This window comes from Flavobacterium silvaticum (assembly GCF_012911565.1).
GTDB lineage: Bacteria > Bacteroidota > Bacteroidia > Flavobacteriales > Flavobacteriaceae > Flavobacterium > Flavobacterium silvaticum.
Genome location: NZ_JAAMPU010000103.1, coordinates 1 through 26,858, shown reverse-complemented (window position 1 = coordinate 26,858; position 26,858 = coordinate 1). Strand labels below are relative to the sequence as shown.

27 protein-coding genes and 1 rRNA gene are annotated in these 26,858 nt (G+C 44.9%); 15 read left to right on the top strand and 13 right to left on the bottom strand.

Annotated features, from left to right (window positions below; translation table 11 throughout):
• Positions 1–42: 42 nt before the first annotated feature.
• Positions 43–501, top strand: a complete 459-nt coding sequence (locus G6047_RS07175; RefSeq protein ID WP_169526829.1) for an SRPBCC family protein — start codon at positions 43–45, stop codon at positions 499–501.
• A gap of 5 nt (positions 502–506) precedes the next feature.
• Here G6047_RS07175 and G6047_RS07170 read toward each other — a convergent pair whose 3' ends face one another.
• The 3 genes from G6047_RS07170 to G6047_RS07160 are packed head-to-tail and all read right to left on the bottom strand — an operon-like array spanning position 507 to position 2,585.
• On the bottom strand, positions 507–1,772 hold the full coding sequence (locus G6047_RS07170) for an MFS transporter (protein ID WP_169526827.1): 1,266 nt from the start codon (positions 1,770–1,772) through the stop codon (positions 507–509).
• Positions 1,773–1,776: 4 nt separating this feature from the next.
• Positions 1,777–1,995: a hypothetical protein gene (locus G6047_RS07165; RefSeq protein WP_169526825.1), complete on the bottom strand. Its 219-nt coding sequence runs from the start codon at positions 1,993–1,995 to the stop codon at positions 1,777–1,779.
• A complete protein-coding gene (locus tag G6047_RS07160) occupies positions 1,992–2,585 on the bottom strand; it encodes a TetR/AcrR family transcriptional regulator (protein ID WP_169526823.1) in 594 nt (197 codons plus the stop codon). Before G6047_RS07160 ends, G6047_RS07165 begins: the two co-directional genes overlap by 4 nt.
• Before the next feature lie 180 nt (positions 2,586–2,765).
• Here G6047_RS07160 and G6047_RS07155 point away from each other — a divergent pair, with 180 nt between their 5' ends.
• The 6 genes from G6047_RS07155 to G6047_RS07130 all read left to right on the top strand — a co-directional run bounded on the left by G6047_RS07155 (position 2,766) and on the right by G6047_RS07130 (position 7,713).
• A complete protein-coding gene (locus G6047_RS07155) occupies positions 2,766–3,830 on the top strand; it encodes a T9SS type A sorting domain-containing protein (RefSeq protein ID WP_169526821.1) in 1,065 nt (354 codons plus the stop codon).
• Between the two features lie 127 nt (positions 3,831–3,957).
• Complete coding sequence (locus G6047_RS07150) at positions 3,958–4,959, top strand: sensor histidine kinase (protein ID WP_169526820.1); 1,002 nt, start codon at positions 3,958–3,960, stop codon at positions 4,957–4,959.
• An 11-nt stretch (positions 4,960–4,970) separates the two neighbouring features.
• Positions 4,971–5,708 (top strand): sterol desaturase family protein, encoded by a 738-nt coding sequence (locus tag G6047_RS07145; protein ID WP_169526819.1) that lies wholly within the window; start codon positions 4,971–4,973, stop codon positions 5,706–5,708.
• Positions 5,705–6,478 carry a LytR/AlgR family response regulator transcription factor gene (locus G6047_RS07140; RefSeq protein WP_211165399.1) on the top strand — a complete coding sequence of 258 codons (774 nt, stop codon included), beginning with the start codon at positions 5,705–5,707 and terminating at the stop codon, positions 6,476–6,478. The genes G6047_RS07145 and G6047_RS07140 overlap by 4 nt, the downstream gene beginning before the upstream one ends.
• Before the next feature lie 108 nt (positions 6,479–6,586).
• Positions 6,587–7,333, top strand: coding sequence for a hypothetical protein (locus G6047_RS07135; protein ID WP_169526817.1), 747 nt, complete (start codon positions 6,587–6,589; stop codon positions 7,331–7,333).
• A 2-nt stretch (positions 7,334–7,335) separates the two neighbouring features.
• On the top strand, positions 7,336–7,713 hold the full coding sequence (locus tag G6047_RS07130; RefSeq protein WP_169526815.1) for a hypothetical protein: 378 nt from the start codon (positions 7,336–7,338) through the stop codon (positions 7,711–7,713).
• Between the two features lie 28 nt (positions 7,714–7,741).
• Here the strand turns inward: G6047_RS07130 and G6047_RS07125 are convergent, their stop codons facing one another.
• Positions 7,742–8,305 carry a DUF1543 domain-containing protein gene (locus tag G6047_RS07125; RefSeq protein ID WP_169526813.1) on the bottom strand — a complete coding sequence of 188 codons (564 nt, stop codon included), beginning with the start codon at positions 8,303–8,305 and terminating at the stop codon, positions 7,742–7,744.
• Between the two features lie 98 nt (positions 8,306–8,403).
• Between G6047_RS07125 and G6047_RS07120 the strand changes: the two genes are divergently transcribed.
• Complete coding sequence (locus tag G6047_RS07120) at positions 8,404–8,949, top strand: hypothetical protein (RefSeq protein WP_169526811.1); 546 nt, start codon at positions 8,404–8,406, stop codon at positions 8,947–8,949.
• A 56-nt stretch (positions 8,950–9,005) separates the two neighbouring features.
• On the opposite strand, the gene G6047_RS07115 is transcribed toward G6047_RS07120, so the two are convergent.
• Positions 9,006–11,369, bottom strand: a complete 2,364-nt coding sequence (locus G6047_RS07115) for a glycosyltransferase (RefSeq protein WP_169526809.1) — start codon at positions 11,367–11,369, stop codon at positions 9,006–9,008.
• Positions 11,370–11,550: 181 nt separating this feature from the next.
• Positions 11,551–11,808: a hypothetical protein gene (locus G6047_RS07110; RefSeq protein ID WP_169526807.1), complete on the bottom strand. Its 258-nt coding sequence runs from the start codon at positions 11,806–11,808 to the stop codon at positions 11,551–11,553.
• A 252-nt stretch (positions 11,809–12,060) separates the two neighbouring features.
• Between G6047_RS07110 and G6047_RS07105 the strand changes: the two genes are divergently transcribed.
• Complete coding sequence (locus G6047_RS07105) at positions 12,061–14,250, top strand: glutamine synthetase III family protein (protein ID WP_169526805.1); 2,190 nt, start codon at positions 12,061–12,063, stop codon at positions 14,248–14,250.
• A 68-nt stretch (positions 14,251–14,318) separates the two neighbouring features.
• Here the strand turns inward: G6047_RS07105 and G6047_RS07100 are convergent, their stop codons facing one another.
• Complete coding sequence (locus tag G6047_RS07100) at positions 14,319–15,428, bottom strand: hypothetical protein (protein ID WP_169526803.1); 1,110 nt, start codon at positions 15,426–15,428, stop codon at positions 14,319–14,321.
• Position 15,429: 1 nt separating this feature from the next.
• Positions 15,430–15,873: a T9SS type A sorting domain-containing protein gene (locus tag G6047_RS07095; protein ID WP_169526801.1), complete on the bottom strand. Its 444-nt coding sequence runs from the start codon at positions 15,871–15,873 to the stop codon at positions 15,430–15,432.
• A gap of 81 nt (positions 15,874–15,954) precedes the next feature.
• Between G6047_RS07095 and G6047_RS07090 the strand changes: the two genes are divergently transcribed.
• Positions 15,955–16,833, top strand: a complete 879-nt coding sequence (locus tag G6047_RS07090; RefSeq protein ID WP_169526799.1) for an OmpA family protein — start codon at positions 15,955–15,957, stop codon at positions 16,831–16,833.
• Here the strand turns inward: G6047_RS07090 and G6047_RS07085 are convergent, their stop codons facing one another.
• Positions 16,834–17,637 carry a lysophospholipid acyltransferase family protein gene (locus G6047_RS07085; RefSeq protein WP_169526797.1) on the bottom strand — a complete coding sequence of 268 codons (804 nt, stop codon included), beginning with the start codon at positions 17,635–17,637 and terminating at the stop codon, positions 16,834–16,836.
• A gap of 32 nt (positions 17,638–17,669) precedes the next feature.
• The gene (locus G6047_RS07080) at positions 17,670–18,314 is read right to left on the bottom strand and encodes an NUDIX hydrolase (RefSeq protein ID WP_169526796.1); all 645 of its coding nucleotides are present in this window, start codon (positions 18,312–18,314) and stop codon (positions 17,670–17,672) included.
• A gap of 30 nt (positions 18,315–18,344) precedes the next feature.
• Between G6047_RS07080 and G6047_RS07075 the strand changes: the two genes are divergently transcribed.
• From G6047_RS07075 to pafA, 4 genes are all read left to right on the top strand, one after another.
• Positions 18,345–18,788 carry a DUF4268 domain-containing protein gene (locus G6047_RS07075; protein WP_169526794.1) on the top strand — a complete coding sequence of 148 codons (444 nt, stop codon included), beginning with the start codon at positions 18,345–18,347 and terminating at the stop codon, positions 18,786–18,788.
• Between the two features lie 252 nt (positions 18,789–19,040).
• Positions 19,041–21,863, top strand: a complete 2,823-nt coding sequence (locus G6047_RS07070; protein WP_169526792.1) for a TonB-dependent receptor — start codon at positions 19,041–19,043, stop codon at positions 21,861–21,863.
• A gap of 32 nt (positions 21,864–21,895) precedes the next feature.
• Entirely contained in the window at positions 21,896–22,942 is a 1,047-nt protein-coding gene (locus G6047_RS07065; protein WP_169526791.1) for a phytase, read from the top strand.
• A 354-nt stretch (positions 22,943–23,296) separates the two neighbouring features.
• Positions 23,297–24,937 carry an alkaline phosphatase PafA gene (gene pafA / locus G6047_RS07060; RefSeq protein WP_169526790.1) on the top strand — a complete coding sequence of 547 codons (1,641 nt, stop codon included), beginning with the start codon at positions 23,297–23,299 and terminating at the stop codon, positions 24,935–24,937.
• Here the strand turns inward: pafA and G6047_RS07055 are convergent.
• Positions 24,927–25,661, bottom strand: a complete 735-nt coding sequence (locus tag G6047_RS07055) for an LVIVD repeat-containing protein (protein WP_169526789.1) — start codon at positions 25,659–25,661, stop codon at positions 24,927–24,929. The genes pafA and G6047_RS07055 overlap by 11 nt on opposite strands.
• 3 nt (positions 25,662–25,664) lie before the next feature.
• On the bottom strand, positions 25,665–26,168 hold the full coding sequence (locus G6047_RS07050; RefSeq protein ID WP_169526788.1) for a hypothetical protein: 504 nt from the start codon (positions 26,166–26,168) through the stop codon (positions 25,665–25,667).
• Positions 26,169–26,241: 73 nt separating this feature from the next.
• Here G6047_RS07050 and G6047_RS07045 point away from each other — a divergent pair, with 73 nt between their 5' ends.
• Positions 26,242–26,460 carry a hypothetical protein gene (locus tag G6047_RS07045; protein WP_169526787.1) on the top strand — a complete coding sequence of 73 codons (219 nt, stop codon included), beginning with the start codon at positions 26,242–26,244 and terminating at the stop codon, positions 26,458–26,460.
• A 281-nt stretch (positions 26,461–26,741) separates the two neighbouring features.
• Here G6047_RS07045 and rrf read toward each other — a convergent pair.
• Positions 26,742–26,850: ribosomal RNA gene (rrf, locus tag G6047_RS07040) — 5S ribosomal RNA — on the bottom strand.
• Positions 26,851–26,858 lie beyond the last annotated feature (8 nt).

Below are 26,858 nucleotides of genomic sequence, written 5' to 3'. Positions count from 1 at the left end.
GTCCGAAATCCAGATTGTATTTTTAAGGAAACCCTAAGTATCATGGAACACAAAACATTTGAAATCAGCATAAACGCATCCCGCGAAAAAGTATGGAAAACCTTATGGAGCGATGAGACCTATCCAAAATGGACATCGGCTTTTGCTCCGGGCTCAACTATAGAAACCGACTGGCGCGAAGGCAGCCGTGTACTTTTTCTAGATGTCAACCGGGACGGGATGATTTCTGAAATTGCCCAAAGCCGCGAACCGGAATATCTGTCTTTCAAACATATTGGCGAAATGAAAGACGGAAAGGAAGATCTGGACAGCGAAAAAGTACAGGCATTCCAAGGCTCTGAAGAAAATTATACGCTTACCGAAAATGGAAACGGGACCACTCTCAAAGTAGAAATGGACATAGATCCGGAATACTTTGAATTTTTCGAAAAGACTTGGCCGCGCGCCCTCGAACATCTTAAAATGTTATCGGAAGCTGACGAAGAAGATATTCCCGAATAAAACGATTATTCGGGTTTTTCTATCGGATCTGCTTTGTGGGCTGCGATCTTGGCGTTGGCAATTTTGGCTACACGCCTCATCAGGAAAATGGTCAGTAATGTTGTGGATGCGATTACGATTCCAAGTGTCGGATAATTTTCCAATGGACTTGTTTTGGTTGGCTGATAGACAATATAGCCTGCAATAACCGCTGCTATTCCACCTGCAATTTGCTGCATTGACGATGTAACAGCCATATAAGCACCCCTGTCCTGCATATCCGGAATGGCTGTATTCAATGCTTGCGACGGAACGATGCGGCTCATGATTCCCATAAAAAGAACCATATTGATGACGATGATTTCCCATAGCGGACTCACCGAAAGATTTGTATAAATCAGTATCATAGTTACTGAAATCAAGGATCCGACAGTGAATAACGTCATCTTGTTGATCTTGTCACTCAGTTTCCCTACAATCGGCATGATGAACAAAACCGAGATACCAGTACAGAAAAATACGATGGGTAAATCGTGCTGGCTGATGCCGATGTTGTTGACGAGAAACGCACTTCCGAAAGGCTGCAGCATAAATCCGCCGACAGACAAAAGCGCCACAGTCCCGAATCCGATGCGGTATTCTTTCTTTTGGAGCGTATGCCATAAATGCAGCAACGGATTCTTCTTGTTTTCGACTTTCAAATGCGCATCGACCGGATGAAGCTTAAAGAAAACAGCCACGAAAATCAGCGACGCAAAAACCACAACCATCAAAAACGCCGAATGCCAGCCCCATTGGTTCGCAAAGAAAATCCCGATGGGAATTCCAAGAATCTGACTGGTCGCGAATGCCATCTGTACAAAACCCATAACGCGGCCACGTTGGTTGACTTCGAACAAATCGGCTATGATCGCGAGGGAAATCGACCCAATTACACCGCCAAAAAATCCGGTTACGATCCGCGCAATCAAAAGCATGATGTATCCGTTGGACAACGCACAGAACAACGTTCCGGCAATAAATCCGGCGTAAAAAAACAGTAGTAATTTCTTCCGGTCGTATTTATCGGCAAAACCTGCGGCCATCAATCCGGAAGCTCCGGCGCTGAACGCATAGGCTGAAACGACAAGCCCGAAATTGGCAGTAGACATATCGAGTTTCTTCATCAGTATATCTCCCAAAGGCGAAATAATCATGAAGTCAAGGATGACGGTAAATTGCAATAACGCCAATATGGCGATGACGAATTTTTGGTAACCTGTAAATTTTGTGATTGGTGCAGTTTCTTTCATCTTCTTAATTTAATTCTTCACACGAATGACCGAAACGCGCGAGCAACATAACCACATCGGCCATTTTTACGTCGAGCGGAAAAACACACAAGACTTTATCCTTGTCTTCCAGATCAATAGTCCATTTGGTTATTCCCGCATGAGTGTTCAATGCTTTTGCTATACCACAATCCTGACAGATGTGGTCTATGTCTGTTTTGAAAATCAATGGTTCTGCTATCATGGTGTCAAGGCTTTTATGACGGTTTCAAAAGTGGTTTTAATGTCTTCCCTGGTAAGTTTGTAGGGTTTTCCGCCCATACTTTGTCCTTCGGACTGGAAGCGCAGTAAGGTGTAAAGCGGGCCATAGGCGATGCTCCAGTAGACTTCGATTGGGAGTTCAGGGATTTCTTTCCTGTCGATGGCATTCTGGGTAAAACGGCGCATCTTATCTTTAAACACAGCCATATTGCTGTTGTCGAGCATGTCTGACCGGTGCATGGTTTGCCTGAGGATTTCAAAGCAAGCTGTATGTTGCGGATTTTCAAGCGTAAAATTCATGCGGTTTTGCCATTGGGTCCAGAGACCTTCGCGAAAAGACATTTCTGGCTCAAAGCCGTTGAGTGACGATTCGAAGAACTGACGCGACATTTCCGTTCCCAGATGACGTACCAAATCTTCTTTATCTTTATAATAGATGTAGAGTGTAGCGACAGAAATACCGCAGGCTTTTGCCAGTTTGTTCATGCTGAAACCTTCCACTCCATCTGAAACGATCAACTCGATGGCTTTGTCGATTACTGCCTTTTCTTTTCGTTCGTCCCGTTGCCGCATCTAATTTTTTTTGGCAAATATATAAATAAATGAATATTCGTTCACTTATTATTTTTATATTTTTTTCCTGTTCAGCCAACGAATTGTCCTATTCGTCGAAAATTGGTTTAAAAACAAATGTTTGAAAACAGAAATTGGCTACATTTCAGTTCTGAACCAACCCTTTAAGAAATCCGGCCTATGAAAAAAATTACGCTCTTCGGTTTGCTGATCACCGCTTTTGCATCGGCACAAACCACTTATAATTCCACAAATTTTGCCACCGCAGGCGAATCGTTCACTGTAAACGTGGCCGGAGATTTCCTCACGGCAGATTTTACACAGACAGGCGCCAACCAAACCTGGGATTATTCTGCACTTACGGCCGCATCGACCGACACCCAAACCTGGCTCGATCCGGAAAACACAGGATATAAAACCACGTGGTGCTTTCTTCATTTTTATATCTTCAACTGCAATTCACAGTTTTCCAATGCGTTTAATCTGGCGAACGATGCGACCGAAGGTTTCGATTTGTCGGCAGCAGGAGTCAACAACATCACGAATCATTACAACCTGACCGATTCGGTACTTCAAAGCAAGATGCTTGGCCTTTCGGCAGATTTGAACGGAACGCCCGTAAGTTTCACCGTAGATTATACAGATCCCGATGATGTCTGGCATTTCCCAATGAATTTCGGAGATGATTATTCTGATGACAGTACATTGAATGTTGACCTGAGCGCACTCGGTTTTCCTATAAGTGTCAACGGCTCGAACAACAGGCACAATGAAGTAAACGGCTGGGGTTCGCTGACGACGCCTGCCGGAACTTTTGCCAGTGTCCTTAAGGTTAAAACCACGCTTATTACAGACCAGACCATAACGTATGACGGAACCGAAATCCCAATCAACACGACAACGGTAATGTATTCCTGGTTCGATCCGGCTTCCGGAATTCCGGTTCTTCAAGCCACGGGAACAGAAGTCGCCGACGTTTTCGTGCCGACCCGCGTCACGTTTACCGGTGACGTTTTAAGTGCACCGCATTTCGATTCGTTCGCGGGGATTTCCGTATATCCGAATCCGACCGACGGTAAATTGCAGCTCAATACGGAAATCAACGTCAAAGGTGTCGAAGTATTCGATACGTTGGGACAAAAAGTCGGGCAAAGCCTTGATGTGACCGCGTTGCGTTCCGGTGTTTATTTTGTAAAGGTTTATACCGATAACGGAGATTTCACCAGAAAAGTCATCCGTAAATAATAAGAATAACAATAAATAATAAAATGGCTTTCTTACGAGAGCCTTTTTTTTGCCCGTTCACTTCTCTATTTGCACCGTTCAGGCAGAATCGAACGGACTCATTTGATTCGTCATATACTTTTGAGACATGAAAAATATTTCTTTAAAACGCGGAATCCTGCTGAGCCTTGTCGTCAGTTTCCTCGCGACCTCGCCACGCATCATGCGTCCGGGAGCCGAACATGTAAGTTATATTTTCATGCACCTGATTTATTTGTGGTTGTTGAGTTTTGTTTTCTGGATGTTAAGCCGATACGCCATCAATGGAAACCGGAGGATTTTAAAAGTGACCGTTTTACTTATCGCTTCCGGCTTCATATCGTACTTCTACCATAAAATCGCCGCTTATTTCTTTGTATCGTTCTCCCACATCTACGCCGACTTTCCGTTCATGGACCAATTGCCGTTGCGAAAAAAACAGATTGCGCTTTTTGCCCGTGGCATTGCGCTGAGCGGCGTAATCTTATTCGTTGAATACTACTTCAAAATATTGTTTGAAAAACAACGCGCTTCCATTGAAATCGAACAATTGCGTAAAGAAAAACTCGAGGCCCAACTCGATTCACTTCGGCAACAAATCAGTCCGCATTTCCTTTTCAATTCACTGAGTACATTGCAATCGATGGTTCCTGATGCAGCTGTGAGAAAATATATTTTACAATTGTCACAGGTGTATCGGTATTTGCTTGCGTTCAATGAAAACCATCTGGCTACCTTACGCGAAGAACTCGAATTCATAGAAGCTTATCTATATATTTTGAAAGAGCGTTTCGAAGATGGATTACAGGTCGAGATTTCAATCGATGAAAACCTTATGGACAAAAAACTGCCACCGCTGGTTTTGCAATTGCTCGTCGAAAATGCCATCAAACACAACGTGGTTTCACTTGAAGAACCGTTGCGAATTTCAATAATTTCATCAGGCGAAAACCTATCGGTCTCAAACAAAATCAAACCGCGTATTTCCGCCGAACCCGGAACCGGAAAAGGGCTGCAAAATATTTCGACACGGTATCAATTGTTATCCGATAAGGAAATAAACATCTTGGACGGCCCGACGGATTTTACCGTCAACATACCCTTACTTTAAATTCAACTGCCATGGAAAATGCACCGTATTTCAAATTCCTGCTGCTCATGGGCCTGCGTTATTTTATCATGACCGGCCTGGCTTTCCTGTTGTTTTACGTGTTGTTCCGAAATAAATTCGCGAGGCTCAAAATCCAGCGGATGTTTCCGAAGAACAAAGATTATTACAGGGAAATCAAATATTCCTGCCTGACTTTGGTGATTTTTTCGGCTTATGCAGTTTTGGTTTTCAGGTCGCCGTTGACAGCGTACACCAAATTGTATCAGGACATTTCACAGTTCGGCCTTGCCTATTTCTTCGGAAGCGTCATGCTGGCGATTTTGATCCACGATACGTATTTTTACTGGACGCATCGATTGATGCATCATCCGAAGTTGTTCAGGTATATACATCTAATCCATCACAAATCACACAATCCATCGCCTTGGGCCGCCTATTCATTCCATCCGCTTGAAGCATTGATCGAAGGCGGCGTAATTTTGGTCGTCGTTTTTTTGATCCCGATGCACCGCGGAGCCGTTGGATTGTTCATGCTTGCCATGTTCAGCTTTAATGTATATGGGCATTTGGGTTATGAAATACTTCCGAAAAAATTCTACCGTTCGCGTTTGGGCCGGATATTCAACACCGGAACCAATCATAACGATCACCATCATGGCGTGCGCGGAAACTTCGGGTTGTATTTCCGGTTCTGGGATTGTGTGATGCATACTGAAAAGGAACCTACCTTAAAAACAGACAGACAATGATATCGGTACTCATTATTGAAGACGAAATAAAGACGGCGCGCGAACTCAAACGAACCATTGAATCTGTAAATCCGGACGCGACTGTTCTCGATATGATCCAAAGTGTAAAATCGGGCACCAAATGGCTGCGTGAAAATCCTGCGCCAGATTTGATCCTGGCAGACATACAACTTGCCGACGGCCTTAGTTTCGAGATTTTCAGGCAAGTCGAAATCGAATCGCCTATTATTTTCTGTACGGCTTATGACCAATATGCAATCGAGGCTTTCAAAACCAGCAGTATCGACTATCTATTAAAGCCTGTCGATGAAGACAAGCTGGGACAAAGCATCGCGAAGTATGAAAAAATGAAACAGCTTTTCGGAACTGGAATATCAGATGAACCGCAACAAAAAATAGATCGGTTGCTCCAGCACATTGGCAATGAATACAAGAAAACATTGCTGGCTCATTCGCGTGAAAATATCATTCCTATCGCCACTTTGGACATCGCTTATTTCCAGTCCGAATTCGGAAATGTGTGTCTTTTTGGCTTTAACGGAAAAAAATATACCATGAGCCAGACGATGGACGAATTCGAATCCTGGCTTTCCCCTGTCGATTTTTTCCGTGTGAACCGGCAATTCATAATCAATAGAAAAGCCGTCGAAAGCCTGTCGCATTACTTCTCGCGGCGGTTGTTGCTGAAGCTTACTGTCACGGTTTCCGATCCCGTTATCGTCAGCAAGACCAAATCGCCTTTGTTCCTGAAATGGATTGAAACGAATTGATTCGGATCCAGGCCTGTTCGATTGGGGATTTGTCCGTTTCAGCCGCAAAAAATAAAAACGCCTGTTTCATGAAGCTACTTTTGACCCATAACCTTAAAAAAGAAAGACATGAAAACAGTACATCAAATTTTCAGAAAATCGTTTTTGGCCGCAACCGCAATCTTGGGCGGTTTCATTTTAAGCAATTGCAGCAACGACGATGCAGCGACTCCAGTCAACAATGAAGAACAGGACGCGGTAGATGCGATTACGTATTCGGTGAGTTCCGAAAGCAACGGCCTGGCCCGGACAATGGAATCGGCATCTGCTTACGCCGACGAACAAGCCGTATACACAGAAAATCCGGCTCTCGAATGCGGAATGCCTTACAACAGCAATTTCACCGATTCATTCAGCGGCACCAATTATTCCTATAATTATTCGGCGGCAAGACAAGCTGAATTAAACTGCACTACAGAAGGCGAACCGGCCACACTTTTATATTCGGCCACCTATTCCGGAACGTATGATACTCCGAGAATGGCGTCTGATGATTCGGCCGATGCCTCATTGACTATATCAGGTTTGGAAACGACCTCAGCGTCGGTGACGTTTACTGGTTCTTATGAGCGCAACGGAACACAGGTTTCCAAAATCCGCAACCAGAACACTTTTGAAAGTACGCTGACCTATTCGCTGGATTCGGTGGTTTTCGGAAAAACCTCCCATAATATCGAATCGGGTTCGGCGGCTGTAACCTTCATCGGAACTTCTTCTACCGGAAACACCTATAATTACTCAGGAAACATTACCTTTAACGGTGACGGGACCGCAACTCTCGAAATCAACGGAAATACGTATACCATAACACTTTAATCATGAAACGAATCAAAAATTTATTACTGCTTACCTTTGTACTTACATCGTCGTTGACATTTGCACAACAAAATACCAGTGCTGCTGCCTCCGCATTGACACAGAAAATGAAGGCATACATTGGCTTTAACGAGGCTCTCACGCCAAAAGTGCAGGAAATAAACGAAGCATTCATCACCAAAGCCGCCGCAGTAAAAAATTCACCCGAAGCCAGAAAGGAAAAAATGAGCGATGTGAAAGAAGCCGATAAAGAACGGACAGCTGCTCTTAAAGCCATTTTCTCTGATGAAGAATTCAGGAAATTCCAGGAATTCAAAAAGGAGAATCGTCAGGAATTAAAGAAAACCGTAAGTAAGCGCAAGACCGAGGTTCCTGAATAATCCAAAAGCACTCATGACGGGTGCTTTTTTATTTCAACAGGCTCGCGATTTTCACATAACCAATATGAAGTTCGTCCGGAAGAATTCCTGTCTTATGATGAAATTCGATGCTAAATGATTGTTTGTCTGATGCGGGCAGAATATCGATGACCTTGAAAACATCGTCCACATCGATTCCGTATTTGTCGTCGATATGTGATTCGGCTCCTTTAAAACCGCAATGTTTGTAGAAAGTCGTGGCTTTTGAGGTTTTGATTGCAGCTGCCATGGTTTCTGAAACGGTCAGCACCTTGTAATGATATTCCTCGAATTCGCCGTCACGATATCCGCCGAGGTTGAGGAAGAACAAATGATTGCCTGAAACCGAATCTGTTTTTGGGCTGACAATAACCTCAAATCCATCCACCGAAGTCACTTCGCGCCAGGCGTCGATATGGATGATTCCTTTTGCTTCCGGCCAGGATTCCTCCATTTTCGGAACGAGTTCTTTCAATGATTTTCCTATTCCGAAAAAGATGTCGTGCTGTTCCGTCAACCTGCCTTCCGGAGTGGCACCGAGCATAACCATAAAGAGTTTGAATCCTGATTCCATTCTGTAAAAATAATCCTAAATTTTAATTGAAATGGCTTCTTGGTTTTGGCAAGGTTTTAGAAAGGCGTATTTTTATAAATAACCTATAACTTATTCCCATGAAAAAGATATTCCTTTTTACCGCCTTAGCCGCTGTGTCTGTATTCCAAAGCTGCGAAGGCCCCGAAGGCCCGCAAGGTCCCGCTGGTGACGATGGCCTTATTGCCGAAGCATTTGAAGTAACCACTTCGTTTGTAGATGATCCCGATCCTTATTTTGCTTTCCGTTCTTTCTTTCCGCTTGATCCCGCCATTTATGCATCGGACAGTATATTGGTTTATGAACTTTCCGGAGTCGAGGACGGATTGGATGTCTGGAAGCCGCTTCCGCAGGTCTACTACACCAATACCGGAAGTTTCCAGTACAATTTTGACTTCACAACCAATGATTTCAGTATTTTCATTGATGCAACGCCAAATATCGACCGTAATACCATCGATTCTTTTTACAGGAATAATGTCACGTTCCGGATTGTAATCGTTCCCGGATACTTCTCAAGGACATCGGCCACTCAAAGGCTTAAAATACCTGAATACTATGATGTGATGCAGCAATACGGATTGGATGAGTCCGATGTGAAAACGCTTCCGCAGACACAGAAATAAAAATCTTATTCAAATTAAAAACCGCCATTAACCGGCGGTTTTTTTATGCTTATTCCTCAGATGGTCGCCAGCTCTTTATAAGACCGTGACTGACGACGGTGATACATTTCCTTTTCCTTGCCAAAGAATTTATAAACCGTCAACCGTGCCATCAAATAACTCACGGTCGATTCAGCGCCCTGGTTCAGGTTGACATTATGTTCTTCAAGTCCGTCGTAACATCCGCCGGTACACGGATTGTAAATGATCTGTTTCAAATGATTATTTCCGAGGAACCAATTGAACGCGAGTTCCATCTTCACGAGATATTGTCTTTCCTTGAAAATATCATGGAACTTACGCAAAGTTATTACCGTGTAAGCGATATCGATTGGTTGCTCGCCGTATTCTTCACATACTTCTCCTTTGATGAACCAGCTTCTGTTTGAAATCACCTTGATGCCGTCGTCACAAAACGTTTTGGACAACAAAAAGTCGAATGATTTCTTTGCTATATCGCGATAGACGAGATTTCCGGTCATGGCAAAAGCACACAATAACGCTTCCGGTAAAATACTGTTCGCATACGTGAGGTAACTCTCGAACCAATTCCATTCCGGGCTTGCTTCGTGTCGATACATTTGGACAAGCCGGTTCGAAAGTAAAACCACTTTACTTTCCATTTGGTTGTCTTTTTTATATCGGTCGTAATAATAAAAACCCTTGATCATGAACGACATGGCGCGTGGCGAATGCATATCCATAGCCATTGAAGCCGAACGTTCGAAAATTCCCGCAGCCTGCGACATCATGTCAGCAGGTAATTTTTTATGTTGTGAAAGCAAGTAACCCAACGCCCAAAACGCACGTCCGCTTGAATCTTCAAGATTGACTTCATTGTTCTGTTCCGTAAATCTTTTGTTGAAATCGACATAGTTCATGAACAGCGAATCTTTCCTTTCGCAAAAACCGATAAAGTCAAGGTAAATTTGAATCAATTTGAGATCCGAAGCATCAAGTGTCTGCTTGAAATGCTGGCACATGGCAATCATCGCACGCGCATTATCGTCTATGGTATAACCGGAATTTATATCGGGTTTATTGATGACCGAAAACTGGAGCATCCCAAAATCGGTTGTCATTTTTTTGATGTGGGACAGATTGATTTCCGGATTCTTATAATGAAGTTCCATTTTTCCATTCGTCAGCTGCTGGAAGAACTTCGCATGTTTGACTGCTGAATTCTCCCACGCTGTCGCCGATATTTTATGCATGCCGTCGAGGATAACGCTGTTTCGGAATTCAACATCGAAAATCAATCGGTTGACGGCTTTGGCAAGTCCTTCCGAATCGCCAAAACCGAACGTCAATCCGTCATGGCCCGAAAGGAATTCCTGTGCATGAGGGATTGGTGTGGAAACGACCGGGCAGCCACAGCTGAGTGCATAGGAAAATGTTCCGCTTACAGCCTGGTTCGGGTCTTTGGAAGTAAACAGATACACATCTGTGAGCTGTAAATATTCGAGTAATTTATCCAACGCAAGATATTCATTGACGAACTGGACATGATTGCCGATATTCAATTCGGAAATACGTTGTTTGAGGAAATCGCGATACGCTTCGCCTTCGTTCAAAACGACTGTCGGATGGGTTTTTCCAAGAATCAGGAACAATACGTCAGGTGTCGTCTTTATAATGGTCGGAAGCGCTTCCAATGTGGTTTCGATGCTTTTTCCGGAAGACAATAATCCGAATGTAGACAACACCGTTCTTCCGCTGACACCGTATTTTTTCTTGAGCACCTCTTTATCCAAGTGCTGGACTAAGTGTGTTCCGTGTGGGATTACGGCAATTTTTTCTTCCGATATGATGTAATCGCGGGTCAATATTTCCGACGCATTAGCTGTCATCACGATGATTCCATCGGCGTTATCGAGAATATGCTGGACGTTCTTTTTGAAAGCTTCGTCGGGACGCGGTAAAACGGTATGGAATACGACAGAAACCGGTTTTTTGATCCGGGTTAGGAAGTTGTTGAAAGCCGATACGTCATCTGCAAACAATCCGAATTCATGCTGAATGACTACAAGACTGACTTCCGGATCTGAATTCAACTGTAACAACAACGATTCATACGAATCAGCATCGCTGGTATTGAGTACGTATTCCATTTCTTCGGCTTCATAGCTGTGTTGTTCCTTATTCGTCTCAAGCGCACAGACCGACATCCGGAACGAATACACGAATTGATTCTTGAGTGCCTGAAGCAAATCCTGTGTGTACGTTGCAATACCACATTGACGAGGCGGATAGGTAGACAGGAACACAATCTTGGGAACGACTTCTCTTTCCCTTTGCCTGTTTTCGAGCAGAAAATTTTTTGGTATCGAAAAGGGGAAACCTGAATTTCCGAAATCTGTATATGCTTTTCTCGCTTCCATGTAGTTTTGGATATAAGTGTGAGTTAGTTTAAGTATGAATCGACATCGTTCTCACGAGGTCAATTTTGACGAACATGAAAGTAGTCTGATTACTGACCGATTAGCTTATACAATTCTTTTGTATTCTTGCAATATTCTGAAAGACATCAATAAAAAACGGCCCTTTTAAGGACCGTTTTTTTTATTGTAATCTGGCTTTATCTGCCCATTCCCGTGCTTTTCCGGCAAGGTCTTCGCCTTCATGGACCAGATTTTTGTATTCTTTACGCGCTTTGCGTTCGAGGGATGAAAGCTTTCCTTTGAAACGGTTTGCCGCATCATCTGCCGCAGAAAGGAATTTATCTTTTTTGGATTTCTTTTTATAAGCGAGTAAAATACCCACGGCCGCCAATGCGGCAACTCCTATTGCGACTCCGGCAATGATTCTCTTATCTTTCATAATGCTATAATTTAGATATTGATACTCCTAAAGTTACCATTACAAAAAACGCACGCCAACCCAATTAATATAGTTTTAACCTTGCGACCGGCCACAAATCAACAAATCCTCAAATCAACCCCATAAAACACCCAATTGTTGATAAATTTTCAAAATCACCCCCTAAAAAATAGGGTATCGATTACAAACAGAACCCAAAATATTTATCTTTGCAACCGAAATAACAGGGTTTAATTCTCTAAAAACAACTTTATGTCCACATTTCGTTTTCAATCTATTAAAGAAACAGCCAACAGAAGGACTGTTGAAGTAAAAGAACTTGACAAAAAATCGGTGATTTTCGGCAGCAATGTCTTCAATGACAAAGCGATGCGCCAATTCCTGACGCCGGAAGCCTATAAAGCTGTCCAGAGCGCCGTGCAACACGGAACAAAAATCGACAGAAAACTGGCCGATTATATCGCCATGGGAATGAAAGAATGGGCACTCTCTAAAGGAGTAACACACTACACACACTGGTTCCAGCCATTGACGGGAGCTACAGCGGAAAAACACGATGCGTTCTTTGAAACTTCTTTTGACGGAAGCGATCCAGTGGAAAAATTCGGTGGAAGCCAATTGGTACAACAAGAACCGGATGCATCATCTTTCCCGAACGGAGGAATCAGAAATACATTCGAAGCCCGCGGTTATACGGCCTGGGATCCGACTTCACCGGCGTTCATCTTTGGAACAACACTATGTATTCCAACCGTATTCGTTTCCTATACAGGAGAAGCGCTTGACAACAAAGCACCTTTGTTGCGTGCACTTAGCGCGATTGACGAAGCAGCAACCGAAGTAGCGAAATACTTCGACAAAAACGTTAAAAAAGTGACCCCGACTTTAGGTTGGGAACAGGAATATTTCCTTATCGATTCAGCCCTTGCCGCTTCGAGACCGGACATTACATTGACTGGCCGTACGTTGCTTGGACATGCATCGGCTAAAGGACAGCAATTGGAAGATCATTACTTCGGATCTATCCCGACACGTGTCCTTAATTATATGCGCGATCTGGAAAACGAGTGCATGTTGCTCGGAATTCCGGTAAAGACACGTCACAATGAAGTGGCCCCGAACCAATTCGAGCTTGCTCCTATCTTCGAGGAAACCAACCTTGCCGTAGACCACAATTCACTTTTGATGGACGTGATGCAGAAAGTGGCCGAGCGCCATTTCTTCAAAGTCCTTTTCCATGAAAAACCGTTCAAAGGTGTCAACGGATCAGGGAAACACAACAACTGGTCGATGGCTACGGACACGGGAATCAACTTGCTTGCCCCTGGCAAAACGCCAATGAGCAACCTGCAATTCCTTACGTTCTTCATCAACACCATCAAAGCGGTTTATACTTATGAAGAGCTGATGCGTGCCTCTATCGCATCTGCCTCGAACGACCACCGACTTGGAGCCAACGAAGCACCGCCGGCAATCATTTCCGTTTTCATCGGACAACAATTGACCAAAGTCCTTGAAAACCTTCAGAAAGTTACCGACGGAAAATTGTCTCCGGAAGAAAAAACCGACCTTAAGCTGAACGTAGTCGGTAAAATTCCGGATGTACTTTTGGATAACACAGATCGTAACCGTACCTCGCCTTTCGCCTTCACCGGAAACAAATTCGAGTTCCGCGCGGTGGGATCGTCTGCCAACTGTGCCGTTTCGATGACTACATTGAACTCTATCGTTGCCAAACAATTGAAAGATTTCAAAAATGAAGTCGATGCCCTGATCGAGAAAAAAGGCCTGAAGAAAGACGAAGCGATCTTCAACGTACTTCGCGAATACATCAAGCAGACCAAAGCCATCCTTTTCGAAGGCGACGGATACAGCGACGACTGGCAAAAAGAAGCAGCAAAACGCAAACTGAGCAACTTCAAGACTACGCCTGAGGCATTGAAGGCCAAAGTTTCTAAAAAAGCAATGGATTTGTTCGAAGAACTTGGCGTCATGAACCACGTTGAGGTGGAAGCCCGTTACGAAATCGAATTGGAAGAATACACCAAAAAAATCCAGATCGAAGGACGCGTTTTAGGTGACATCGCCCGCAACCATGTTATCCCGACAGCTATCCGTTACCAAAATACGCTGATCGAGAACGTAAAAGGATTGAAAGAGATTTTTGGCAAAGATTTCGAAAAGATTGCCAAAGAGCAAATCATCCTGATCAAGGAAATCTCCGGACACATCGAAGGGATCAACTCGAATGTAGACGCGATGACCGAAGAGCGCAAAAAGGCGAACAACCTGACCAGCGCCGAAAAAATGGCCGCTGCGTACTGCGACAAAGTGAAGCCTTATTTTGACGTCATCCGCGAGCATTGCGATAAACTGGAGCTTTTGGTCGACGACGAAATCTGGACATTGACCAAATACAGAGAATTGTTGTTTACCAGATAAGAACAATCCCTCAAATAAAAAAACCTGCCTCGAAAGAAGCAGGTTTTTTTATTGCGTTGTTTTGGGAATCAAATCTGGGTAATGGTGTAAGTACCGGATCCGTTCACATTTAAAGTTAGCTTAACGGAATAATTCTTAGGTGTCGAACTCGAACCGGGAAACGAAATGGGTGTTCCGCCATTGTCAATGGTACCATCGGCTAAATTATCACCCTGAGTACCTCCGCTTCCGCCTAATCCCGGACTTGGATAATCAAATAAAAATACATCGTTATTCGTAACACCGTTCACGGTAAACGTAAACTGATTCGTTCCGGCATTGTATGTAGCGGTATAGGAATCGGAACCGCCTTCTACCTGATTTTGAGTAATCAGCGTTGGAGCAATGGAATTTATTTCAACAAAATTGGAATCCCCGAAGTTCTGTATACTTATATAATAAAAGGCTGTCGAAGAGGCCGTATAAGCCGCACCGTTCAGCACCATATTTTGAAAACTGTCAAATCCATAAATCGCAGCACCTGTGACGTTCGCGGCCGTTAGCTTGATTTGAGAGCCGGACGTAAGATATTTGTATCCATAAAAATGATTCTGTATGTGTCCCAACAGATTTGCCGATGTTTGATTGAAACTATTATAAGAACCGAATAAATACAAATCACTCGGAAAGACAGAAGAATCGGAAGAAGTCGGAAGTGAAAGCTGGCCGTTGTCATTTACAGACAAGGTATATGGCGTTCCATTCGGGGAAGTCAGCGTGATGCCTTCACCTGGCGCACCTGCAAAACTTTTGGCCGCCAATGCATAAGGTACGGACAGCAATTGCGTGGTACCGACCAACGTATAATTCGTTCCGCCGGCAGCATCCATCTCGACCTTAAGGAATTTTGAACCGTTAGCCCAGTTTATTCCGGCAAACGTTCCGCTTACAACACTTCCCTGTCCAATCACCAAATTGAACAAGCCTTGTGTATTGGTCGTTTTGGTATGTGTTTCGGAATACACCACAGTTCCGGTGGCTGATGTGTTCAGGACAGACAGCCTTAGTCCTACATTCGAATTCACCACAGCGCTTCCCGCCCCGTTCAAGGCGATTGCCTGATACGAAATTCCCTGAGGCACCTGCGCAGAACCTAAGATTGTTATAAATAAGGAAACTAAGAGTAATAATTTTTTCATTTTAGTGTTTTACGATTTTAAAAGATTTGAATTTTTTGTTTTCAGATTGAATCAGGTAAACCCCGGAAGAGAGTGATGACAAGTCAAGTTGATAATCGGTATTTAGGATAGCAGATAAAAGTTTCTGTCCCGATTGGGCATAAACCGAAACCTTTTCGCCTACAAGCGGATTCCCGGATTTGAAATAAATACCGGAAGTCGTAGGATTCGGATAGACGGTGATATCAGCATAAACCTGATATTCCTTTACTTCCAGTACGGATTCCGTCAGAATGCCAATGATGCCGCTCTGTGACTGGATCTGATTTTCAGGAATAACGACAATCTCGCCCACAGAAACGGCTGACGATGCAGCAATGACGCTTCCCGAATTTACCGTCTGCAACAAAGCCTGTCCCTGCATTGCAACCGAAAAAAGAAGTGTAACAAATAGAGTTTTTCTCATAAAAAAAAGTTAGGCGGCAAATATAAAAATCGATTTCGCACCGACAAATTTTTTACCCGATTTCATCTACCTTTGAATCACATGAAGCACTATCTGATTTTATTCTTGCTGACGTTCCTGAATTGCCAAATTTGGGCACAGCAACAATTCCCGCTGTATTTCGAAACCAACAAACCAACGCTGAACAAAGCCGAGACGGACAAGCTCCAATCCTGGATCAAAGCCAATTCGCAGGTTAAAATCGTTGCCATAAACGGCTTTACCGATGAAGACGGAACTTCCCTTCACAATGACACGCTCGCCAAAAAACGCGTCGACCATATTTTTGGATTGGTTAACGGAAAAATCAAACTGCGCGAAGATTTCAAGACACGCAGCTTTGGTGAAAAACATGTGCAAAGCCCGAATAAAGCAGAGAACCGAAAAGCCGTTATTTTCTACATCACGCCGGACCAGTTTGCGTACGAAGACGAAATCCTCGGGATTGTCCCGCCCAAACCGCGTGAACGTGTCGTAACGTATCCGGAACGCCTGACGGTTGAAAATCCGGATGGAAGCAAATCGGAATACCGGCTCAACATCGATTTCATGAAAGAAGTCGCCACCGCCAAAACCGGTGACAAACTTACGCTGACGAACCTCAATTTCCTCATCAATACGTTTGCGATCGCGCCACCTTCCAGGGGAAAATTATTTGAATTGCTGCTCGTGATGCAAAAAAATCCGGATTTGAAAATCGACATCCAGGGCCACTTATGCTGCAGTACCAACGACAGGCTTGATCTTTCGACCAAACGCGCCAAGGCCGTCTATCAGTTCCTGATTGCGAACGACATCGATAAATCGCGCTTGAGCTACAGAGGCTTTGGAGTTTCTCAACCCAAGTTCGCCATTCCGGAACAGAATGAAGACGAACGGGCCGGCAATCGCCGCGTGGAAATCATGATCATGGCGAACTGATCAATAACGCCATTCGCGTTGCTTGTTCAACTGTTCTTCCACCGCACGCTCTTCGGCCGGGATCACTTTTAGGAAAGACGGATGCTGCTCTATGGCATATTCGATTTTTTCTACAATTTCCTCTATGGTTTCGTTATCGTAATCGATTTCCAAAGGCGGTTTGATGACGAACGATTGCAGGATTCCTTTCTTCTTCAACCGAAGCCCCTTCTTATCGAATGATCTGCGGAAACCGTCAATTACGATTGGAACTACGACCGGCTTATACTGTTTGATGATATGGGCCGTCCCTTTGCGCACCGGTTTGAACGAACGCGTCGTGCCTTGCGGGAACGTAATCACCCAGCCGTCTTCGAGCGCTATGCGGATATTCTCGGTATCGTTCGGGTTGACTTCACGCTGGATGTCCTTGCCTTTGTCGCGCCACGTCCGTTCGACGGTTATCGCTCCGGCATAAGACAGAATCCGCGGCAAAAGTCCGGCCTTCATGGTTTCTTTCGCGGCCACATAATACAAATTGAGCTTCGGGCGCCATAGATAGCCCATGTTCTTGATGGTGTCGTCACGACCTTTGAGGCTGGCGTTGAATACATGGAACATCGCGACCACATCGGCGAAATACGTCTGGTGGTTCGAAATGAAAAGTACGTTGGTTTCCGGAAGCGTTGGGATTATTTCAGATCCGTCAATCTGGAGTTCATTAAATCCATGATACCGTTTATGGGTCAGCGCCCCGAAAATGCGGATCATCCAGCGTTTCAGGAAAAGTAAGTGGCCAAACGGATTTCTTTTAAATAGACTCATGTATAAAATCAGAGGTGCAAATTTAGCAAACTTCAGCTTTTTATCAGTGTTTTTATAACTTCCTTAAACTCACTCAGGATCATGGCTGTCGCGCCCCAGACAATATGTCCATCAATCCGGAAAGCAGGTACTTTGAGTTCGGTGGCGTAAGAGGTAGGCCGAGTGACTTCGATCAGTGCCGAATCTGACAAAAAATCATCCAGTGAAACTTCCACGATTCCCGCAACTTCCCTCGGATCAGGCTTAAAAATCAATTCTTCCTGACTGATGCCGAGAAACGGATGCACCATGAAGTTGCTCGGCGGAATGTAAACAGCAGACAATTCGCGGACAATTTGAATATGGTCAGGTTCGATCCCGACTTCTTCATGGGTTTCGCGCAAAGCCGTCTGTCCAAAATCCAGATCGAACGACTCCTTTTTTCCGCCGGGTAAAGCCATTTGCGATGAATGTACGCCTTCATAACTATTGCGCAGGATCAGGACGAAACACGCTTTGTCGTTTCTGGGATATACCAAAAGCATCACGGCAGCCTCACGCGGTGAAATCGAATTGAAATCTATCGACTGCATCAGCCGCATACGCTCGGGTGGCGACAGTAATGCATGGGCCTTATCTGCCGGAAGTCCCGCCGACTTGAAATCTGGCAGCAGCGTGAGGAAATCTTTAAAATCCATATCGTAATATTGTACTTTTAAAGATACCGAATGTTCAGCAGAGAAGAAAGCCAACGTATCAAACATGAATTCTGGATCGCTTTTGCAGAAGCCTATCCGCGCAAATGGCTGTTGTACGATACCAAAATCAAAGATTTCAGCCTCAAGTTTTTTGTCGACAACAAACACGCTGAAGTCCTGATTGCTATCGAAAACCGCGACGAACAGAAGCGTTACGCCTACTTCGACAAATTACTGTCGCTTAAGTCCATCTTGCTCGAAGATCATTTGCCCGAAGCGATTTTTGAAAGAGACGTCTATCTGGAAAATAAGACCGTTTCAAGAATCTGGGTTGACAAATTCGGGGTCAGTGTCAACAAACGCGAAGACTGGCCTGCCATCTTTGACTTCCTCGCCGAAAAGATGGCTGCACTCGAATATTTCTTCCTTGAATTTTCAGATTACATAGCCGATATCGATAGTGCCTCTGAATAAACTTCAACATCTGTTTACAGAATTCCCGTTTACAAAAAAATGTAAACACAAAATCAGGAAACAACCTTTTGCGTCAAAGGGAAGAAGCATTCATTTGCAAATTGGGCTTTACATTAAAGAGACCCGCAGCACTTAACGCTAACATTCCCGTAACGCAATTCCTGCCAACCACAAAGTTTTGGTAACCCGTTGGTAAAACTGGCCCAATCTGCAAGCACTTATTTTGCAGCCAAACCAAAACTCCACAACACAATGAAAAATGTGACGCTAACTCTCGTCATGACTTTCCTATGCACCCTTGGTTTCGCCCAGAAAAACGGTGTCATTTCCGGAAAGATCACGGAATCACAAAACAACTTCTCGTTACCCGGCGCTTCGGTGACCATCAAAAGCGACAAACGCTACACTATTTCAGACCAGATTGGTGATTACGAATTCCTTAATATTCCGGAAGGAACGTATACCGTTGAAGTCGTATACATTGGGTATCAACCCAAATCGGCTGAAGTTACGGTCGTAGCAGGACAGACCGCCGTGCTTAACTTCAGCATTTCTGCCGGAGCCGAAGGTCTACAGGAAGTAGTGGTTGTCGGTGACCGCGTCCAGGGACAGGCCCGCGCGCTGAACCAGCAAAAGAACAACAGGAACATTACGAACGTAATTTCTTCAGATCAGGTCGGTCGTTTTCCCGATGCCAACATTGGAGATGCGCTGAAACGCGTTCCGGGAATTACGATGCAGAACGACCAGGGTGAGGCTCGTAACATCATCATCCGCGGGCTTGCGCCGTCACTGAACTCCGTTACGTTGAACGGCGACCGCATTCCATCTGCCGAAGGCGACAACCGAAATGTCCAGATGGATTTGATCCCGTCCGATATGATATCGACCATCATCGTCAACAAAACCCTGACACCCGATATGGATGCCGATGCGATTGGTGGTTCGGTAAATTTAATTACACGTGCCACACCTAACGGTCAGCGTATTTCCGCGACACTCGCCGGCGGATACAACCCGATTCGCGAAAAAGGCATTTACACGGCCGGATTGGTTTATGGTAACCGGTTCGTCAATGATAAATTGGGAATCGTTTTGAGTGGATCATATAACAGCAACGACTATGGTTCGGATAATATGGAAGCTTCGTGGAACCGGGATGACGCCGGAAACGAATATGTAGAGGAATCGGACATCCGCCAATATAATGTGGAACGTGTCCGCAGAAGTTTCTCCGCCGCCGCCGATTATAAGTTCAATGCGAACCACACCATCTTCTTCAATGCCATCTACAACTGGCGTGACGACCGCGAAAACCGTTTCCGAAAGACCTATGAACTCGAACCGAATTATGCAGATGATGCCGAAACGATCATAAACGGATACACCGGTACGGTAACCCGCGAAACCAAAGGCGGAATCGACAGCGACCGCAATAAAAGCCGTCGCCTCGAAACCCAACGCGTGCAGAATTACTCCTTGCGAGGCGAGCATTTGCTGTCTCCCAAAGTCGATCTCGATTGGGGCGTAAATTATTCGAAAGCCAGCGAATACCGTCCTAATGAGCGTTATATTTCTTATGCCCAGGAAAATCTCGACATTACATCGGACCTTTCCAATCCGGAACGTCCGTACTTTAGGGCTCCGGGTGAAGATTTAGCGTCGTTCGAACTTGACGACCTTTCTGAGAACCGCGACAATACCGAAGAAACCGAATGGGGCGCGAGAGTCAACGTGCGTTTCCCGTTCAGTATCATTCCGTCTGAAAAAGGCCGTATCCGCGTAGGTGGAAGATTGCGTATCAAGGAAAAAGAACGCGATAACAATTATTTCGCTTATTCGCCCGTAAACGATGGCATGGGAACTTTATCTGAAGTGCCACTGGTATCGTTCGATGGCAACGGATTCAATCCCGGAAGCCAATACGTTCCCGGAAGTTTCGCCGCTGCGGGTTTCCTTGGAGGATTGCAGTTGACAAATCCTTCTCTTTTTGAGGAAGAAAGCGACCCGTCTGAATTCCTTTCGACCAATTATAACGCAAAAGAAAACATTTACGCCGGTTATGTGCGTTGGGATCAGGATTTCAACGACAGGCTTTCGATGATTGTCGGTTTCCGTGTCGAGAGTACCAACATCGATTACACCGGAAACCGCGTGCTTGACGAATCGGAACTCGAAGGTCAGATCAACACCTCGAATTCCTACACCAACGTCTTGCCGAACCTGTCTTTCCGTTACGCGACTCCGAACGACTGGGTGTTGCACGCCGCATTCACGACTGCTTTGGCGCGTCCGGATTATTACAAACTGGTTCCTTTTGTAGACATCATTGCCGAAGACCAGGAAATCGTGACCGGAAATCCGAACCTCGATGTTACTTATTCGTACAATGTGGATTTCATGGTGGAGAAATATTTTAAATCCGTCGGATTGTTTTCGGCCGGAGCCTTCTATAAAAACCTGAAGGATTTCATTTATACGTACGCCAATTCAGATTATACAGCAGCCGATTTCTCTGCCGATTTCCCAAACCAGACCAACCCGATCGGAGCCGGCGAAGAGTGGGATTTTGTCCAGTCGCGCAACGGGGATAAAGTAAATATTTTTGGATTCGAAGCGGCTTTCCAACGGCAATTCGATTTCCTTCCGACCAAATTCCTCAAAGGTTTCGGGATTTACCTGAACTATACGTACACACATTCAAAAGCCGAAGGAATCACTGACGAAGACGGAAACCAGCGTGTCGATACCGAACTTCCGGGCACGGCACCGCATATGTTCAACGGATCTTTGTTCTGGGAAAACAAGAAATTCTCGGCCCGCGTCTCCGTGAATTATGCGTCGGATTATCTCGATGAATTGGGGTCGGATCCGTTCTATGATTCGTATTACGACGAACAGCTTTTCATCGATGCCAATGCATCTTACAAGATCACAAGGTATATGCGTGTATTCGTCGAAGCGAACAACCTGACGAACCAGCCATTGCGCTACTACCAGGGAATTTCATCGCGCACCAAACAAATCGAGTTTTACGAGCCGCGTTTCAACTTCGGTCTTAAATTCGACTTTTGATGTGTTGCGCTATCTTTGAAATGATGAACAGTATGAAGAGATTCACACGAATCGGTTGCCTAATCGGATCTGCAGTTTTCATAGCAAGCTGCGGATCCGGCCTGGCGCCGTTGCGTGCCGACGGAATCAAACCTACAGTAGTTACACAAAAAACGCCTCACGATACGGACGATCCCGCTATCTGGATCAATCCGTCTGACGCTTCAAAAAGCCTTGTCATCGGAACAGATAAAGATACCGATGGCGCATTGTATGTGTTTGACCTGTCGGGTAAAATCGTCGGCAAATCGGAAACATTGCAGCGACCGAACAACGTCGATATCGCCTACGGATTCGTACTCAACGGAAAAAAAGTCGATATCGCCGTCACGACCGAACGCGAAACGAATGAGATCCGCGTCTTTTCGCTACCGGACCTGAAACCGATAGACAACGGCGGAATTCCCGTGTTTGAGGGAGAACCCGAACGCGGCCCTATGGGAATTGCTTTGTATACCAAAAACGACGGAACCATTTATGCCATCGTCGGAAGGAAAAGCGGACCGAGCGGAAGTTATTTATGGCAGTACGAACTCGATGGAAAAAGTGGTTCGGCAACGGCCAATGTCGTGCGTAAATTCGGAAAATACAGTGGCCTGAAGGAAATAGAAGCGATTGCTGTAGACAATGAAAAAAACGTGGTTTATTATTGTGATGAAACTGTCGGAATCCGCAAATATTCCGCAGATCCCACTTCCGGTAATGAAGAACTTGCCTTTTTTGGCCAGACAGGTTTCAAAAGCGACCACGAAGGCATTGCCATTTATAAGACAAATGCATCGGATGGATACATTTTGGTTTCAAACCAGCAAGCCAATTCATTTATGGTTTTTGACCGTAACGGCGGGCCAAATGGAGATTATCCTTTGATTACCGAAGTTCCTACATCTACCATAGAATGTGACGGAGCCGATGCGACTTCGGTCAATCTCGGTGGCCAATTCCCAAAAGGAATGTTTGTCGCGATGAGCAATGGGATGATTTTTCACTTTTATGATTGGCGGGTGATTGAAAAGCAGATAAATGTTTCAAGGAAATAGAGCATGCACTGGCGAGATTAAATACTCTGGAATATGCCAACCTAACACTTGGGTTGCATTTTTTAACTTTTTGTACATTTTTCATGTAATCGGGTTTGTCGCGGAATGCGTAACTTTTCACAGGGAAGGGGCCGATGGTGTGCCCTACAAAATTTTCGACAAAACTGGGTACATAAAAAATGTACATTTTGTTAAATCTTTATCTTCCCGAAGCTATATTTTTAGTTCACTATTTTTTCTAAACAGGAATTAGTTAAATCCTTTTGACCGAAGCGAATCTTTAAATCATCTATCTAAAAAATAGAACTGGCCGTTTCAGCCGATGTTGCGTATCTTCGGGATAAATTTTCTTATATGTTTCGCTCCTTCTTTCTAGCTGTGTTTTTGTCGATGACCAGTTTGTCTTTTTGTCAAAAACAGCCGCGCCAGCCAAAACTTGTCATTGGTATTGTAGTCGATCAGATGCGGGCCGATTTTGTCTACCGCTTCGATCAATATTACGGCGAAGGCGGTTTCCGCAGATTCCTTTCACAGGGTTTCGACTGCCGCAACACGAACTATAATTACCAACCTACGATAACCGGTCCGGGACACGCCGCCATTTACACCGGAAGCGTTCCGGCCTACAACGGGATAGTCGCCAACGATTGGTTCGACCGCGGCTGGGGAAAAATGCGCTATGTGGTCAGTGATCCCGATGTGTTGCCTGTCGGAACCGAAGCATCGACGGGTAAAATGTCGCCGAGAAGTTTGCTGGCGACTACGGTTACCGATGAACTCCGGCTGTCGAATAACAAACAATCCAAAGTAGTCGGCGTTTGCCTTAAAGACCGGGGAAGCGTTTTGCCTGCCGGGCATTTGCCAACAGCTGCGTATTGGTTCGACAATAAAACCGGTAATATGGTCACCAGTTCGTATTATGCCAAGGATTTACCACAATGGGTCAAGGATTTCAACGCGAAGAAAGTTCCGGATTCCTATCTGTCAAAACCATGGGAAACATTGTTGCCGATTGAAAAATACAATCTGGGCCTTGCAAATGGATCGGCTTACAGAAAACCATTTACTAAAGAAACCGAAAATAAATTCCCACATGATTTGCCTAAGATAAAAGCCGATGAAAGTTACGAATTGCTTCGGAAGACACCGTTCGGGAACAGTTACACGCTCGATTTTGCCTTTGAAGCCATCAAAAACGAGCAACTCGGAGCAGATGATATCACCGACTTTCTGGCGTTGAGTTTTTCTTCTACAGATTACGTAGGACATCAATTCGGCATCAATTCAATCGAAATCCAGGACACGTACGCCCGCCTGGATCGCGACCTCAAACGCCTTTTTGATTACATCGATAAAAATATCGGTATGGAGAACGTACTTGTTTTTCTCTCTGCCGATCATGGTGCCGGACAAACACCAGATTATCTCGTTGCCAATGGAATTCCATCAGGTTTTTTTCCTGAAAACGGCCTGAAAGAAAAATTGAATGAAGTGGTTTCTTCAACATTTGGCAAAGCCGATTGGATAGAAGATTATGGAAGCCAGCAAGTCTACCTGAATCTCAAAACCATTTCCGATAAAAAAGCGGATAAAGCCGCCATCATCGAAACTTTGAGGACTTATCTGAAAACGCAACCAGGTGTCCAGGAAGTCTGGGATATTTCAAATCCGGAGGCATTGGTGACAAATGGCAATGAAAACCGCCAGCGTTTATTCAATGGAGTTCATCCGAACCGCTCCGGTGAAATTGCGATTGTGTTGCAACCGAGTTGGTTTGAAGGTGAATATTCGGCCCACGAAGGAACAACGCACGGCAGCGGCTGGACATATGACACCCATGTGCCACTGCTGTGGTTGGGCTGGAAAATAAAGAACGGTTCATCATCGGCTCCGGTCAGCATTAGCGATATTGCCGTAACCTTGAGTGATTTGCTCAACATATCAACACCGAACGCCGCTGTCGGGAAACCGATTTCGGATATGATCAAAAAGTGATTTCGCTCTGAAGTGATACATTGGAAATCATATCCGGATTGAGTTCATACCGCGCCAGACTTCCATCGCCGATTGCGTAAAGCGTATTTTCTTTTACGATTACGTCAAAGCAATTTTTTTGGATGGATGTGGCTAATACTGGCTCGGCTGGATTGCTGACATCGAAAATCTTTATTTCGTCGTCGCAAACAATCAGGAAATTATGATACAAAGCCAGTCCACGCGGAGACACAAGGTTTCTTTGATGGATCAGGGTTGGCGATGATGGATCCTGCGTATCGTAAACCTGAAGTACATTCAAGCTCCCTCCGCAACGCGATGTTGAATGGAGCGTCACAAAGCTGTGGGTTTGATTCGCAACAACCGGATCACATGACCTCAAATGTTGGGCACTTGAAAGATACTGAGGATTTTCAGGTTGTACGATTGAATAGATGTACATTCCTTCTTTGGATCCGATATACAGATTATCTTCAAAACTGAACAGTGTTTCAATATCCCAACCGACATTTATCTCGTTGACTTTCGCCGGATGATTCTGGTCGATTAGTGAAAAAATATTGAGCTTTTGATGATCCACGGTATATAAATAATTGCCTTTCAGGGCGAAAATGGCTAACGACCCACCGATTCCATCAACGTTTGAAGTGGAATTTTCTGTGGAATCAGACGAACAACCCAATAACGTCAGAACTAATACGGCACTAAAGAATAACTTTTTCATATATCAGTTTATTGGAATCCAGTTAATGATGATTTGATTGGCCGTAGGATTGGCCTGGCTGGCATCGGGAGATATTTTTTGAGGAAAAACATTGCGGTCCCGATCTTTAAATGCAATAGTATTTGTTACCTGATTGTACTCCAGTGTAACTAAATCGACTGCCTGGTTGATATAGATTGTGGAATTGCGAATGGCAATATCAGTCGCGCCGGGAATATTGAGAAAGGCAATCTCTACAGGTTGTGCCGGATTGGAATAATCGTAAAAATGAAAACCGCGATTGATGTCATTGACAACCATCAGATCATCCTGAATGTATATTTTACCCGATTTTTCCATGCCCTGAGGCGGTAAAAGCTGTACGGAACTTTCGAAGATGTCCCGAGACATGATTTGTGCTTCGTAATTTTGTGGCTGAGGATTAAAATCATCATCGCCTTCCATTGGAAAAATACAGCTGCTCAAACAGTAAGATACAAAGAGCGAAAGTAAAAAAGTTCGTTTCATAGGTATTGGTTTCCAGCACAGATAACACAAAGTCCATAAGGTTGCGTCTCTGTAAACCAACTAAAAGTAGATCTTGAAATATTTTTTTATCTATGGCGTGCCGTCGGCCATGGCCTTCACACAAAAACCACCTGCTGCGCGGCCGCCGTCGCGCTGTCCGCTGTATCCCTTGCCGTTCCGCCGGGTTTTGGAGCGTCCCGGCGTGGCTTCCGGTGGTCGCCCCGCCAAACCGGCAAAACCAGGGCGCTACGTCTGCGGGATGCCGCTCGCATCGCTCACGCATACTTCATAAAGAACTTCCCTTTCTTCAAAGACCCAAAAAGTAAGCCGCCCGATGTGGCCATTCCGATTCCCAAGCACATTTTGGCAACACCCAGATCCTCCCTTTCAATGGAGAGTGGGTTCTTTCCGTTTCACCAAAATCAGCCAATCATGGGGGCTGTGTCTTATCCCCTTGCGCAGGCGCCTCCGTAAACACGTCCAAAACAACTCCTTCGTGCCTTCGTGTCGGCACCGGGCGCAAGCGAACCACCACAAAACAAAAAACCCCGTCCGAAGGACAGGGTTTTCAAAAAAAGGCAGCGACATACTCTCCCACAAATTGCAGTACCATCTGCGCAGGCGGGCTTAACTTCTCTGTTCGGGATGGGAAGAGGTGAGCCCCGCCGCAATAACCACCTTAAGTCGTTA